Source organism: Acinetobacter rongchengensis, from assembly GCF_003611475.1.
Classification (GTDB): Bacteria; Pseudomonadota; Gammaproteobacteria; order Pseudomonadales; family Moraxellaceae; genus Acinetobacter; species Acinetobacter rongchengensis.
In genome coordinates, this window is the sequence record NZ_RAXT01000040.1 from 18,390 (window position 1) to 32,365 (window position 13,976).

At 37.0% G+C, this 13,976-nt stretch carries 11 protein-coding genes and 1 pseudogene; 5 read left to right on the forward strand and 7 right to left on the reverse strand.

The window, feature by feature from the left end; translation table 11 throughout:
• Window positions 1–11 precede the first annotated feature (11 nt).
• Window positions 12–2,777 (reverse strand): DNA polymerase I, encoded by a 2,766-nt coding sequence (gene polA / locus D7V20_RS14400; protein ID WP_120384877.1) that lies wholly within the window; start codon window positions 2,775–2,777, stop codon window positions 12–14.
• A gap of 167 nt (window positions 2,778–2,944) precedes the next feature.
• Between polA and D7V20_RS14405 the strand changes: the two genes are divergently transcribed.
• Complete coding sequence (locus tag D7V20_RS14405; protein WP_120384878.1) at window positions 2,945–6,484, forward strand: DUF2339 domain-containing protein; 3,540 nt, start codon at window positions 2,945–2,947, stop codon at window positions 6,482–6,484.
• Between the two features lie 351 nt (window positions 6,485–6,835).
• Here the strand turns inward: D7V20_RS14405 and D7V20_RS14410 are convergent, their stop codons facing one another.
• A complete protein-coding gene (locus D7V20_RS14410; RefSeq protein WP_120384879.1) occupies window positions 6,836–7,774 on the reverse strand; it encodes a mechanosensitive ion channel family protein in 939 nt (312 codons plus the stop codon).
• 16 nt (window positions 7,775–7,790) lie between these two features.
• Window positions 7,791–8,612: a hypothetical protein gene (locus tag D7V20_RS14415; RefSeq protein ID WP_120384880.1), complete on the reverse strand. Its 822-nt coding sequence runs from the start codon at window positions 8,610–8,612 to the stop codon at window positions 7,791–7,793.
• A 99-nt stretch (window positions 8,613–8,711) separates the two neighbouring features.
• Between D7V20_RS14415 and gspE the strand changes: the two genes are divergently transcribed.
• The 4 genes from gspE (at window position 8,712) to D7V20_RS14435 (ending at window position 12,030) form a co-directional block, all read left to right on the forward strand.
• Window positions 8,712–10,199, forward strand: coding sequence for a type II secretion system ATPase GspE (gene gspE, locus D7V20_RS14420; protein ID WP_120384881.1), 1,488 nt, complete (start codon window positions 8,712–8,714; stop codon window positions 10,197–10,199).
• A 260-nt stretch (window positions 10,200–10,459) separates the two neighbouring features.
• Window positions 10,460–10,831 (forward strand): rod shape-determining protein, encoded by a 372-nt coding sequence (locus D7V20_RS14425; RefSeq protein WP_120384882.1) that lies wholly within the window; start codon window positions 10,460–10,462, stop codon window positions 10,829–10,831.
• Window positions 10,832–11,378: 547 nt separating this feature from the next.
• Window positions 11,379–11,723: a type II toxin-antitoxin system RelE/ParE family toxin gene (locus tag D7V20_RS14430; RefSeq protein WP_120384883.1), complete on the forward strand. Its 345-nt coding sequence runs from the start codon at window positions 11,379–11,381 to the stop codon at window positions 11,721–11,723.
• A 4-nt stretch (window positions 11,724–11,727) separates the two neighbouring features.
• Window positions 11,728–12,030, forward strand: a complete 303-nt coding sequence (locus D7V20_RS14435) for a helix-turn-helix domain-containing protein (RefSeq protein WP_120384884.1) — start codon at window positions 11,728–11,730, stop codon at window positions 12,028–12,030.
• 139 nt (window positions 12,031–12,169) lie between these two features.
• On the opposite strand, the pseudogene D7V20_RS20165 reads toward D7V20_RS14435, so the two are convergent.
• The 4 genes and pseudogenes from D7V20_RS20165 to D7V20_RS20025 all read right to left on the reverse strand — a co-directional run.
• Window positions 12,170–12,259 (reverse strand): annotated as a pseudogene (locus tag D7V20_RS20165) (organic hydroperoxide resistance protein); the annotation flags it as partial.
• A gap of 98 nt (window positions 12,260–12,357) precedes the next feature.
• A complete protein-coding gene (locus D7V20_RS14445) occupies window positions 12,358–12,708 on the reverse strand; it encodes an SH3 domain-containing protein (RefSeq protein ID WP_120384885.1) in 351 nt (116 codons plus the stop codon).
• 357 nt (window positions 12,709–13,065) lie between these two features.
• Complete coding sequence (locus tag D7V20_RS14450; protein ID WP_120384886.1) at window positions 13,066–13,548, reverse strand: hypothetical protein; 483 nt, start codon at window positions 13,546–13,548, stop codon at window positions 13,066–13,068.
• A 206-nt stretch (window positions 13,549–13,754) separates the two neighbouring features.
• Window positions 13,755–13,976: hypothetical protein (locus tag D7V20_RS20025; protein WP_213072515.1), on the reverse strand; the 222-nt coding region annotated here is incomplete at its 5' end.

Here is a 13,976-nt window from a genome sequence, read left to right on the forward strand (position 1 = left end):
GTTTAAAGCGCTTAATGCGCTTCATCCCAATTGTTACCTTTACCGACTTCGACCACTAAAGGTACAGATAAGGTCACGACTTTTTGCATCACTTCTTGGATTTGTTCAGCCAGTTGATCTGCAATTGCTTCATCAACTTCAAAGACCAATTCATCGTGCACTTGAAGTAAAAGTTTAGCCTGATCTTGCGGTAAGATTTTATCGACTTCAATCATCGCCATTTTAATGATTTCAGCCGCAGAACCTTGCAGTGGTGCGTTAATCGCTGCACGTTCTGCACCTTTACGTACCATCATATTTCGAGCATCGATATCTGGCGTGTATAAACGACGACCTGTAATCGTTTCTACAAAACCTTGTTCCAAAGCCACCTGACGAGTACGTTGCATGTATTCATAAATACCCGGATAGCGATGGAAATATTGCTTAATATAGTTTTGTGATTCTTCACGAGTAAAACCAAGTTGACGAATCAGACCAAATTCAGACATGCCATAAAGTAGGCCGAAGTTCACGGCCTTCGCTTGACGACGTTGATCATGAGTCACATCTTCAAGTGCAACACCTAACACCTCTGACGCTGTACGACGGTGTACATCCTGACCATGTTTAAAGGCGTCAACCAAAGCATCGTCTTGTGAAAAATGTGCCATTAGACGTAATTCAATTTGCGAGTAATCGGCAGCAAGCAGTACACGCCCTTTTGGTGCAATAAAAGCCTTACGAATTTGACGACCAATTTCCTCACGAACAGGAATATTTTGTAAGTTTGGATCGGTAGAAGATAAACGACCTGTCGCTGTTAAAGCTTGGTGGTAGCTGGTATGTACACGATGTGAGTCTGTATTGGCTTGTTTAACCAAAGCTTCTGTATAGGTGCTTTTGAGTTTGGTTAAACCACGATACTCAATAATTAATTCAGTAATCGGATGGTCGATTTTTTCTAAAACAGCTTCAGAGGTGCTGTATTGTCCAGTTGCAGTTTTCTTACCGCCTTTTAAGCCTAATTTTTCAAATAATACTTCGCCGACTTGTTTAGGCGAACCGACATTGAATGATTCACCTGCAATTTCAATAATTTGATTTTCTAGGCTTTGAATCGTTTCAGCAAAATCTACACTGAGCTGATCAAGGAAACTTAAATCGAGTTCAATCCCATTTTCTTCCATGCCGGCCAAAACACGGGCAACAGGCATTTCGATATGATGCAAAATACCGCTAAGCTCAGGAATTTCTTTTAGCTTACGGTCTAAAACTTCATAAAGACGATAAGTCACATGCGCATCTTCCGCGGCATAATGTGCTGCTGTTTCGAGTTCAATTTGATTAAAGGTTTTCTGCTTTGCACCTTTACCTGCAACTTGTTCATAGGTCGTGGTTAAATGACTTAAATAGACACGTGCAACATCATCCATACCATGACGCGTTGCAACTGAGTTCAAGACATAAGAAGCCAACATGGTATCAAAATACCAACCTTGTAAATGAATGCCATGATTTTCAAAGATATGTGCATCATATTTTAAATGATGTCCAATCTTTTCAATTTTTGGATCTTCTAAAATGGGCTTAATTTGTTGGAGAATGATGTCACGATTCAATTGCTCAGGCGCACCTTCATAATCATGCGCTAAAGGAACGTAATAAGCATCGTTGGCATCGAAAGCAACAGAAAAACCCACCATTTCAGCAATACGATAATCTAAGCTCGTGGTTTCAGTATCAATTGCAAAACGCTTTTCAGTGCTTAAGCGTTGAAACAACTTGTCCCAATCGGCTTGGCTTAAAACCGTATGGTAATTGGCATCACCTAAGCGATCATCAACACTGCTGCTGGTTGCATGGTCAGTGGTAACTTCTGCATCAGCGGCTTGTTCTGATTTTTCAATTTGCTTAGAGGCTTGTTGATAAGTGCCATTATTGGGATTATTCGGGTGATCTAAAGACTGCAATTGGTTACGAAATTCAAGCTCAGTATACAAATTACGTAATGCGTCTACGTCAGGATCGCACAGTTTTAAATCCTCATAAGTGAGATTCAAATCCAAATCGATGATAATACTTGCCAGTTGATGATCAAGGGCAATTCCTTCAACATTGTCTTTGATGCTTTGACCCACTTTGCCTTTAATGTTATCGACATTTTCTAAAATGCCACCAATTGAATCATACTCATTTAATAGCTTAGCGGCAGTTTTTGCACCTACACCTGGAACACCACGAATACCATCTGAAGCATCGCCCATCAAGGTTAAATAATCGATAATTTGGTCAGGACGCACCCCAAACTTTTCAATAACACCAGCAATATCCATTGGCTTATCTTTAAAGCTGTCTTCAAGGGTGACTTTTTCAGTCACCAACTGCGCCATGTCTTTATCACCTGTTGAAATCAGGACTTGATAACCTTCTTTTTCAGCTCTTTTCGCCAATGTACCGATGATATCATCTGCTTCTGCACCGGGTAGCATATGTAAAGGAATACCCAAGGCACGAATTAAGGCATGCAAATACGGAATTTGTTGAGCAAGCTCATCGGGCATACTTGGACGATCACCTTTATAAATCGGTGAAAGTTCATGGCGGAAAGTAGGTTCTGGGGTGTCGAAAATGACAGCCATATGCGTTGGTTGAACACGACGCATCAATTTTTGAATTGCAGAAATTGCGCCACGGATTGCATTGGTCTGTAATCCAGTTGAAGTTGTTAATGGTGGGAGTGCATGAAAGGCACGAAATAAAAAGTATGACCCATCGACCAATACAAATGGTGGCATGGCAATTTCTCTAATTGATTAAACTGGGTATAGTGTACATTGAAAATACCTAGAGCGACTAAAGGGCGTTGCGAATAAAAACAATGTAATCTGATGCATGCTATAAAATGTATAAATAATTTGATCATTCGTGATGTAAATCTATAAACATACGAGTAAGGGAATTCATGCATTCACAACAAAAAAACAATGGCGATCAGAATTTTAATCATAGTACTGGCACTGTAAATCGCTATGACTGGCTTGCAAAATTAAATCTGTTGGCACTTGCAGGATTTGTCTTGGGTTTTCTTGTTATGGATGAGCAAGGATGGATTTGTGGAATAGGGGTATTTTTCTGTTTTATTCTTATTTTTGTGTTTAGAGCATTGGCTGAACAGCAAGCCATGATCCGTTTTCAGCAAAGACAGATTCAAGATTTACTTGCAACACAGAAGCTTAATCAAATAACTGAAAATGTGTCTCATGGTGTGACCGTAAATGCTGAACATATGGATCAAGTCCAACTGAATGATAAGGTGGAGGATTTATCAACACAGACAGACTCAATACAAACAACAACAGCAACTTCATTCGATAACTATTCTAATAACATTGATCATATAAACAATCCTAAATTAGCAGCAACTGATTTGGATATGTCGCAAGGGCATACGCAGGCTCATTTATCCAAAGACATTGATTTTGCATCTTCTGCGTTAGATACATCAGCACCATTCAATCCTGATTTCGACATCAACAACAATTCAGATTCGCAACAAAAACAACAATCCTTATCCAAAGATAGCCAATTAAAAGACAGTGATCTTCTCAAAGATTTAAAAGGCATGACTTCTTTATGGAGCGCTTTTGTTGAGTGGTTTAAAGGGGGCAACAGTATTGTTCGGGTTGCGATTATTATCCTGCTTATTGGGATCATTTTATTACTGCGTTTTGCAAGTGAATATTGGCAACCGACTTTAAGCAGTAAAATGATTGGGATTGCTGTTGCGGGCACAGTCATGACCGTGATTGGTTATCGACTCAGACATAAGCGTTATGGTTATGCGATTAGTGTGCAAGGTGCTGGGCTAGGCATTCTATTTTTAGTGCTATTTAGCGCATTTAAATTGTCTGTGATCACTTCGATCGGGGTGAGTTATGCTTTACTGATCATTTTATTGGCAATAACTTTACTTTTAGCATTACGACAAAATGCTTTAATCCTTGCTTTTATTGCGTTGGGAAGTGGTTTTGTTGCACCTTTTATTTTAAATACAGGAAGCAATAATATTCCTGCATTATTCAGCTATTATTTGGCATTAAATATCGCGCTTGCGGTAATTGCGTTGTTTAAACCATGGCGAATTTTAAATACGGTTTCGCTGTTGGCGACCTTTGGAGTCGGTGGTTTAAGTATTTGGATGAAAGCACAGCCTGAACAATATGCGGTGCTAACACTTTTAGTTTGGTTACATTTTGCTTTATATCTGTTTATTTCTATACGTTATAGCCTAAACATTGCTAAATATAAAATTGCTTTCAAAAATATAGCGTTAATTGATACAGGCTTAATTTTTGCGACGCCATTTATGGCTTTTACCCTATATGCAGGACTGGTTTATCACAGCGCAAGTCGTTTGAGTTTCGCGAGTGCTGTACTGGCATTGGTTTATTTTGCCATCGGTTATGCGTTACATAAAAAATATCAATCACTGACTTTGTTGATTCAAAGTTTCTATGGTTTAGGACTGACGTTTCTTGCTTTGGTTTTACCTTTTGCATTGAATGCACAATGGACAAGTACAGGATGGGCAGTTCAAGCACTGGCTTTGATTTGGATTGGTTGCCGTCATCAGCTTAAAAATAGTGTGTTGTTTGGTCTCGTTTTATTGGGCTTAAGTACTGGCGCTTGGTTTAAAAGCATTTTTATCGATGAGAATATCAGCTTAATCGCAGTCACATTCCTGAGTATCGCATTGATGCTGAGTCTGTATATCTTCTATACCCCTCAGTTGAATGAATCGGCTTCAAAGCATAGTCTTACTGAACATGAGCAATCTGACGTTATTCCCCAGACTGGTCTCAGTTCACAGATGAAATCTACGTCAATGTTCAAAGCATTGATTGAAGCCACTCAAGTCGTTTGCTTTGTTGCATTGCAGTTGGTCATTCTCAGTTATAGCAGTACTTTGTATCGAATGGATTTACTCGATCACAATGCAATATTGATGTCGCTTTTGACTGTGGTTGCAACAGTGATTGCATGGCGAATACATCAGGTACAACAACAGATTTTAGCAGCGGTTCAGTTGTTTGCAGGTTGTGGTTTATTTTACTTTGCCATGGTACCTGTGATGTTGTGGCAGGCTGATATCGTTTCATTGTGGTGGACTGTTCAAGCTTTAGTCATGGTGATATTCACCAGTCGTTATGCGGTTGTAGCTTTAAGAAATTTTGCATCAATTATTCTATTCTCAAGTGCATTAGCGGTCGTTGTTGCGATTTTCAATGAAGATCCACTACGTTATTTTGCAGCAACTGTATTGATCTGTAGTTTGGCTGTTTCAGCATATTGTTTAAGATATAAAACTCAACCTACGGCAATGTCAACAGATCGTATCTTTGCTTGTATTAGTTTGCTTATTTCATTCCTATTTACGCCGTATTTGGCTTATCAACTGTTTGATGCGCTGTCATGGGAATTACGCAGTATTACATTACCAATGTTATTGTGGTGGGGTGTATTAACAGTTATTTATCGCTTTAAGCAGCGTGTACTGGATCAGGTTTGGTTGTTTTTTACGGTTGGATTGTTATTTATCAGTGCAGTGGAAATCGCTTTGGTGAGCCTACTTGTGGTTGATGACTTTCAGTTTTGGGCAATTTCCACTCAGTATCATTTATCGATGCTGATGACAATTGTGATGTGGTGTGTTGCATTTATCTTTGTTTTAAACGTATTTACGGCACAACTCAATCGAGTATTCACGCAATTTCTAATGTTGATTGCTGTGTTACTTTTAGCAATATTTGGTGGTTTGATTGCACCGAATGCGCCGTCTTTTATACCCCTGCTTTTATTATTTCCAATCGTCGTGTTACTCGCATCTTTGAAAATTAAAGCATTACAATTCTTACAAGAGTATTGGATTGGTAACTTTACCATTGTAGGACTTGCTTTAGTTAGTTTATGGATCGTTAGCCTGTTTCATAATGGGAATTGGAATCTAAGTTATGTGACCTTGTTGAATCCAATCGATATTTTGAGTATCGGTTTATTTATTATTCTCATCGTTGCAATGAAGCTGATATTGGAAGGGCAACAGCGTAACTTGCAAATAGTCAGTATGGCTGTGGTCATACTCACGGGTTTGATGTTGATCAGTAGCATCCTGTTGCGTAGTTTACATCACTATTTACAACTGCCTTATTGGTCAATTGAAGCGTGGCAAAATGGAACGGTTCAAGCCAGTTTAACGATTTTATGGGTGGTTTTAGCCCTTATTCTAACCACATTTGCAAGTAAAAAAGCCTTACGCTATGTATGGATGATTGGTATAGCAGTATTGGGATTGGTGATTGTTAAATTAATTTTCTTAGATTTATCACATACACATACCATTACTCGAATTGTCTCGTTTATTGGAAGTGGTTTGGTGATGTTGGTGATTGGTTATTTTGCGCCGTTACCACCTGCACCTAAAGATTCAAGTATTGAAAAATAAGGCTTAAAGTGTTTCTTGAAATGGTATTTTTGCAGAGTGTTTCGTTTTAAAGATTGCTATTTCTGAAAGTAAAGAGCCCTATTTAAATATATATAATGCCAGTCAGTTAAGAGTAATTTAGTCGGTACTCATCTAAGAATCTCCCCTAACCCCTCTTTAAAAAGAGGGGGAACTACTGAGAATTTAAAATAATTTTAGATTCTTGGTACCCCCTCCTTTGAAAAAGGAGGGTTGGGGAGGATTTAAAAAGGCTTAACTGATCAGCATTACTATTTAAATATATAGGGCTCTTTACAATTGCTAAACCATGATTGTTTTAAAATAAAGTCTAATCACCATCTTTATTAGACCTTATAGCTGCTTATCCTGTTTTTTCTCGAGTTTTAAATCTTGAGCATTGGCATAGTTATCAATATCACCATTGCTAGATGTTGCTGTAGTCGGTATTGGACGATCTACAAAGCCAATTTTAGGTACAGCGATTTCAATTTTACTTTCCACAAAGCGATTTCGAATAAATTCGTGGATTTCATCTTTGACTTGTAAATAATTCTCTTGTTTACACCACAGGGCAAACAGGATTTCAATAGACGATTCGCCAAAGGCAGAAACAGTGACATGGGGTTTTGGATCGGCCAATACTAATGGATAAGCATTTGCAATATTGATCAATACTTCACGGACTTTGTTAATGTCTTCGTCAAAGTTAATTGGAACAATAATAGGGAGTCGCCGTATAGGGAACTTAGATAAATTATGTACCGGTGCACGAATCAATTGTTCATTGGGAAGTCGTATGTACACATTGTCCAAGGTTAGAAGTTTGACTGAAAGTAGGTCAATCGAAATCACTTCACCTTCAATCGTATTTCCACGAATCAAGGTAAGTTGAATGGTGTCACCCACTTCAAAAGAGCCTTCACCAATTAAGAATAAACCACTGATCAAGTTAGATGCAGATGTTTGAGAGGCAAAACCTAAGGCAACTGTTAATATGCCTGCCGCACCTAAGAATACGCTGAGCTTAAAGCCTGCTTCTTTTAAACTCGCAATCACAAACAGCAAGAAGATAAAATAGAAAATACCTCGGCGCCAAACCAAACGTTGATGAGCATTAAAACGTGTACCAATAGTTCGAATAAAGGTATTGGAGACGACTCTTGCAAGAACAAAACCAACAAAACATAAAACCAAAGCAACCGCAATTTCACTTAAGCGGTCAACATTTACATTGGTAAATACGCCTTTTAAGCTGTCTATAATGTCTTTGGGAATATTGGATTCAGCCATATTTTTACCTCAGCCCTTAGAAGAATGAATCAAACATATTGAACAATGCACCACCTGGTGAGCGTGGTGGATGTACATAAGTCACTTCACCTGCAAGTGGTGGAGTACGATTTTCGATTCTGACACGGGCAGGGCGATCACTCCCCTCATACAATACTTTGATTTGTGAGGTCCAAAGTCGCCGAGTGCTTTCGCTATAAAATAAGGGAAGGGCTGGAACAGGCACATTCATACGGTCAAAACGCAATTGATGACTACTGACATTGTGGAAATCAATCGGAGTGACTGCACGAAACGCACGTGGGCGTAATAATTTTAATTCTGTACGACCATCCACAGAAGTGGCATAGCACATTTCACCAGTCCTTTGGTCAGGGCCAAACCACGTATCTTTGGGTTGAATCACTGGAATATCAAATAAGGGCTCTTTTTGAGCTTGTACAAAACCAGACACCCAAAGGGGGGTGCTGATATACAACGTACCACGTTGCCCAGCAGGGATATAAATCGGATCAACAGGGCGAATCACCACGGAACGATCTGCCAAACGGGGCATTAACTGAAAGGTACTATGGGTTTCCCTAAACATATAACGTTCGACATGCACAGGCTCTGGAAAACCAAAATTCACATCCTGAATCTGATGCCATTGTTGTTCATAGTCATACTGAAAATGTGGTCGGTAGTATTCCAAACGCCATTCTTGCAAACCACGGGTGATTCGCAACATCATTGAGCCAAATTGCCATGCTTTGGATTGTAAAGGTTCAAAGTGTTGTTCTCCCCACCATTTTAAATCAGGGAGTTCTGGCTCTAGATGTTCATTCTTTTTAGACAAAAGTGCTCATCCTTTTCATTAAATCTTCAAAAACAGACTTCACGCTGTCATATGCATAGAGTACACTCAAAGCAATTTTAATCATTAATATAAGTTGTAATGCAAGTCCTTAAACAATTACAAATACCCTATAGTTTTGCAAAACGGCATGGAGTGCTGTTGCGTTATGAAGGTGATCAAGTTTTTATTGTTCGCCGTCAGGATACCGCACAAATTGCGATTCAGGAAGCACGTCGCTATCTAGGTCGTACAGCACAGCATCAATTGTGTAGTGAAATTGAATTTAATCATATGCTCAGTTCAAGTTATGCAGGTGAAACTGGAGAATCTCAGCAGGTGGCTGCAGGTTTGGAGGATCATCCTGATTTACTGAGCCTTGCAGATCAAGTCCCTGAAACCGAAGATTTGATGGATCAAGAAGATGATGCACCCATTGTCCGTTTGATCAATGCTTTATTGTCGGAAGCCATTCGAGTCGGGGCTTCCGATATTCACATTGAAGCCTTTGAAAAGAAATTATCTGTACGTTTGCGTGTGGATGGTCAATTGCGTGAAATTGTGCAGCCACGCCGCGAGCTTGCGCCGTTATTGGTGTCTCGTATTAAAGTCATGGCGAAACTGGATATTGCCGAAAAACGTATTCCTCAAGATGGTCGTATTTCTCTACGTCTTGCAGGACGTGAGGTTGATGTGCGTGTTTCAACGTTACCATCTTCGCATGGTGAGCGTGTAGTGATGCGTCTGTTGGATAAGCAAGCTGGGCGTTTAAATATGACCCATTTGGGCTTAATGCCGCATGATTATGAGCGTTTGACTCAATTGGTTCATCGTCCACATGGCATTATTCTGGTCACTGGCCCGACAGGTTCAGGTAAGACCACAACGCTTTATGCGGCTTTGTCTGATTTAAATGATGGTTCGAAGAATATTCTCACTGCTGAAGATCCAATTGAATATCAACTTGAAGGGATCGGGCAAACGCAGGTCAATACTAAAGTGGATATGACGTTCGCACGTGCTTTAAAAGCCATGTTGCGTCAAGATCCAGATGTGGTGATGGTCGGTGAGATTCGTGATTTGGAAACCGCAGAAATTGCAGTTCAAGCGTCTTTAACAGGTCATTTGGTTTTATCTACGCTACATACCAATACTGCGATTGGTGCGGTGACCCGTTTAAAAGATATGGGCATTGAGCCGTTCTTATTGTCTAGTTCTTTGATTGGTGTGATTGCACAGCGTTTGGTACGAACTTTATGTGCGCATTGTCATACGTGGCGTGATGCAGATCAGTTTGAGAAAGATGTTTTTAGACCTGTAAGTATCGATTTGAATTTACAATTACCTGTACCGAATGGTTGCGACTATTGTTCACATACGGGTTTCACAGGTCGTACTGCGATTTATGAAATTGTTCCGATTGATGAGCAGATGCGCCGTTTGATTCATGGGAATGCCGCGGAGTATGAGCTTGAGGAATATGCTCGCAAAGATGCGGGTTCTATTCGTGATGATGGTTTGCGTAAAGTTTTGGCAGGTAAAACCACGATGGAAGAGGTTTTACGTGTGACGAATGAAGCAGCGGAGTGATGTGTTTATTTTCTTCACTTAATTAAAATTGTGGAACAATGATCAAATACTTAGGCGTGGAATGTGAATAGTCACAGGAAAGCCGCTCCAGTGTGCTGAATCATGGAACGGCTTTAACTAAGAAATTGATACCTATAGGAAAAGTTTAAGCATTTCGTATAAGGTGTTATGTTAATTTTAGAAGAAATTAAGAATTATCCAATTGAAATTAAAAAAAATATATATTTATAATTAAATGAACATCCAAATTAAGAACTAAAATGATAAGAGACGATTTAAAAAAATATCCTAAAGCGATATGGGTACATTTTTATAAAAACCGTATAAGTTTGATGGAAGAAAATGGTATAGCCAAAGCAACTGAAATTCCTAAATCACCTTATGATCACCCAAGAATGATTTTGGCAGATTTTGAAAGCGCTACAACAACATTAAAAGCTTTAATGAGACACCATTCTAATGGTTTATCTTTTTTCAAGTTTACAGCTCCTATTATGATTGTCCAAATAATGGAGCCGATACAAGGTAGTTTAACGAAGATTGAAATACGAGCTTTTAAGGAGTTATTTTTTAGTACTGGTGCAAGAGAAGTAAAGTTATATGACCTTGATGGAAATTCCATTGAAGAATAATTTTACAAACCCTATTTAACATAATGGCGGTTATGCGAAATTGTTTTCATAGAGTAATTTAAAATCAAAAATTATATTATTTTAAAATTACTATTCATCACTTAAAAAGTAAGCGACTTAGAAACAAATCGGTTACTTTTTAAGAAGTTTTAATATCTTTTGCCAATAGCTTTGATCAATAAACAGTCATATTTCATACACAATCCTGTGAAAAAAAGTAAATCGTTGTTAATGAAAAAACTATCGAAAAGACTATCAAAAAATATAAGTAATATTTGGCAAAACGATGTTTCCGAAAAACGTAACTAACCGCTATTAATGTAACTAAAACGATTTGTGTAATTGGCCATAGTAAAATTGGAATAAAAATCAAAGCTTCAAAAAAGTAAAATGAATCATAATTATGATTTTCAGAGTGTTTTCACTGTTATAGCCGATCTTATATCAAAGGCAAAGCTTAATAGGATGTCGGGCTTTTTTATTTCCATTTGCAAAGTCACTCAATCAGATTTAAAATATAGGTTGTAATCTATATTGTGATTGTAATATGTGGACAGTCATTACAACGGATCTATTTAATGAATGGCTTGAACAGCAAGATGAATCAACGCAAGAGAAAGTCTTAGCTGCATTGGTTGTTCTCCAACAGCAAGGATCTAGTTTAGGTCGTCCCTTAGTAGATACCGTCTACAATTCTAAATTTACCAATATGAAGGAATTACGTGTTCAGCATCGAGGTAAACCGTTAAGGGCATTTTTTGCATTCGATCCATTAAGACAAGCGATTGTTCTGTGTATTGGTGATAAGAGTGGTAAAAAGCGTTTTTATACAGAGATGTTAGCTATTGCAGATCAGCAATACGAACTTCATCTCTCAACATTAGGAGAATAATCTGATGGCTAAGACCCTACAAGAATTATTAGCTAGTCGCTCTCCAGAGAGCCAAGCTCGTATTAAACAAATGGCAGATGAGTTATTGCTAGAAAATCAGCTTTATTTGATTCGAGAAGAACTAGAGATTTCTCAAAAAGAATTGGCTGAAACTCTTGGTATCAAACAACCATCATTGTCTGCAATCGAAAATCGTGGCAATGATCTGAAAATTTCAACGATGAAAAAATATGTTGAGGCTATGGGGGGAAAGCTTCGAATTGATGTAGAGCTTCCAACAGGAAAGCATATAGGATTCAATGTATAACAATCAAATAAGAGCTTTAAAAAGCTCTTATTTTATATTTTAATTATTTGATTAATTTTAAAACATCCATTCATAAAAAAGCCAATTAGAAATAAATTGGCTTTTTTAGATATAACTATCTGAATTATTGTTTAAAAAATCAAACAATCACATTCAACGTCACATCAACATTGCCACGCGTTGTATTTGAGCATGGGCAAACAATATATGCAGCATTCTCCAGTTTTTGTGTGTAACGCATGAAGCAGCGGAGTAGGCTGGTTTAGTTTTTAATAGAACTAAATTACAAAAAGATGTGAAGCGGAAAAGTAGAAGGCGAGAGTATCTTTATTCAATAACTTCATCGGGTATCCATCCTTCATTTGCGGTGTTAATGTTTCTCGACCACGTCCAACCGTTCAAGGGTTTTATTTTCTCAATTATATCTCCTTCTTTTACAGTTAATTCCTTTGCTGTATAAGGTTCTAATACTACTCCTGTCTTTCTATCGTCAGAGATTTCAAGTATTTGTATTGGAATCCAACCTTTATTGGCATTAGTTTCTGCCCAAATCCATCCTTTCCATTTCTCTTGTTTTTCTTCTTCGCCCAAATGTACTTTTTCTCCAAGTTCTAAAACAATTGGATTTTCATATTGTGCTTTGTATTCTTTCAGAATTTTGAATGTGGTTATGGTCATTGTATAAAATATCTACTAATAATCGTTTATATAACAAATACGTTCTCATAAAGAAATATTACTTTTGAACTTATTTCAAAATACTTGAGGAGTTTTAAAAAGTAAACATATTCAAAGTTACAGCAATTTTGCCAGTGGCGGAGTGATGATAAAACTTTTCATTTTAAGATTTTTTATCGTTAGTGCTTCTTAGGTGTTACTGCACCTAATCAAATCTATAAAACATTGATTAAATAGTAGATGTGGAATGTGATGAGTTCATAAAAAACCTAGTTTGTTCAAACCAGTTTTTTGGATTTCAAGATGCTGATTTAAATAGAGTTATAGATTGTATTTCGCATCAGTGTATTATGTTAATTACTGATAACTTAAGCTACTTATTATTTGCACTAACTCTCTTTTCTCTTCATTACTTAAATCTTTAAAAAGAATATGTGAAAATTGAGGCCAGCCACTTTTATCCTTCAATTTAATTAAAATTTCACCGCATAATTTGTTTCCACATTTTTCATATTTTTCCTTACCATTAAATGATATTGTTTTGAAATTATTGAGAATGTATTTTTTACTTTTTATAAGTGATGTATTAGGAGCATTACCAAAATATAAGTTAGCAATAACTTTTCCTTCCATGTTTTTTAATAAATATATTTCAAAATCCATATCCTTAGTCGAAATATCCTCTATTTTAAAACCGTTAGGTATAATTAATAGATAATTTTCAAAAATATATTTTTTTACTCCAGAATTATCAATGTAATCCATTTTTTTAGTATTACTGTGAGTACACGCTACTAACAAAAAACTGAGTATTATTACTATAAATTTTTTAATTCTCATTATTAATACTCCAGAATTTATATCTATAAAATCAAAGTGATATGATTATATGCTATTTTTATCCTAGTGTAAAAACCCTAATTGCCACGAGTTGAATTTGAGTGTTTACCAGTATGATGCACAGCATTCTCGAGTTTTGCGTGTAATTAATCATGTAGAGATGAGATTTATTCTTATCTTATCGTGGAGTATGTAGATTTTATATTTCAATCTATGAGTTCTACGAAATCATTTATCACTTTTATAAGTATAGTTTCTGGTTCATTTTCAGGTGTTAATATAATAGTTTTATTTAGAGCTTTAGATATATTCGTCATATAACTTATTATTTTTTCATGATCTTGTATCGAATTAATTTCAGTTGGTGAAATATCATTTTCAATTCTAGTATCAGTGAAAAAGTGGTTATTGATTTGAATATCATCTAC

Coding starts and splice junctions, on each gene's coding strand:
- D7V20_RS14445 (WP_120384885.1), bottom strand. CDS start 12,708: ATGACCATAACCACATTCAAAATTCTGAAAGAATACAAAGCACAATAT.
- polA (WP_120384877.1), bottom strand. CDS start 2,777: ATGCCACCATTTGTATTGGTCGATGGGTCATACTTTTTATTTCGTGCC.
- D7V20_RS14430 (WP_120384883.1), top strand. CDS start 11,379: ATGTGGACAGTCATTACAACGGATCTATTTAATGAATGGCTTGAACAG.
- D7V20_RS14450 (WP_120384886.1), bottom strand. CDS start 13,548: ATGAGAATTAAAAAATTTATAGTAATAATACTCAGTTTTTTGTTAGTA.
- gspE (WP_120384881.1), top strand. CDS start 8,712: ATGCAAGTCCTTAAACAATTACAAATACCCTATAGTTTTGCAAAACGG.
- D7V20_RS14410 (WP_120384879.1), bottom strand. CDS start 7,774: ATGGCTGAATCCAATATTCCCAAAGACATTATAGACAGCTTAAAAGGC.
- D7V20_RS14435 (WP_120384884.1), top strand. CDS start 11,728: ATGGCTAAGACCCTACAAGAATTATTAGCTAGTCGCTCTCCAGAGAGC.
- D7V20_RS14405 (WP_120384878.1), top strand. CDS start 2,945: ATGCATTCACAACAAAAAAACAATGGCGATCAGAATTTTAATCATAGT.
- D7V20_RS14425 (WP_120384882.1), top strand. CDS start 10,460: ATGATAAGAGACGATTTAAAAAAATATCCTAAAGCGATATGGGTACAT.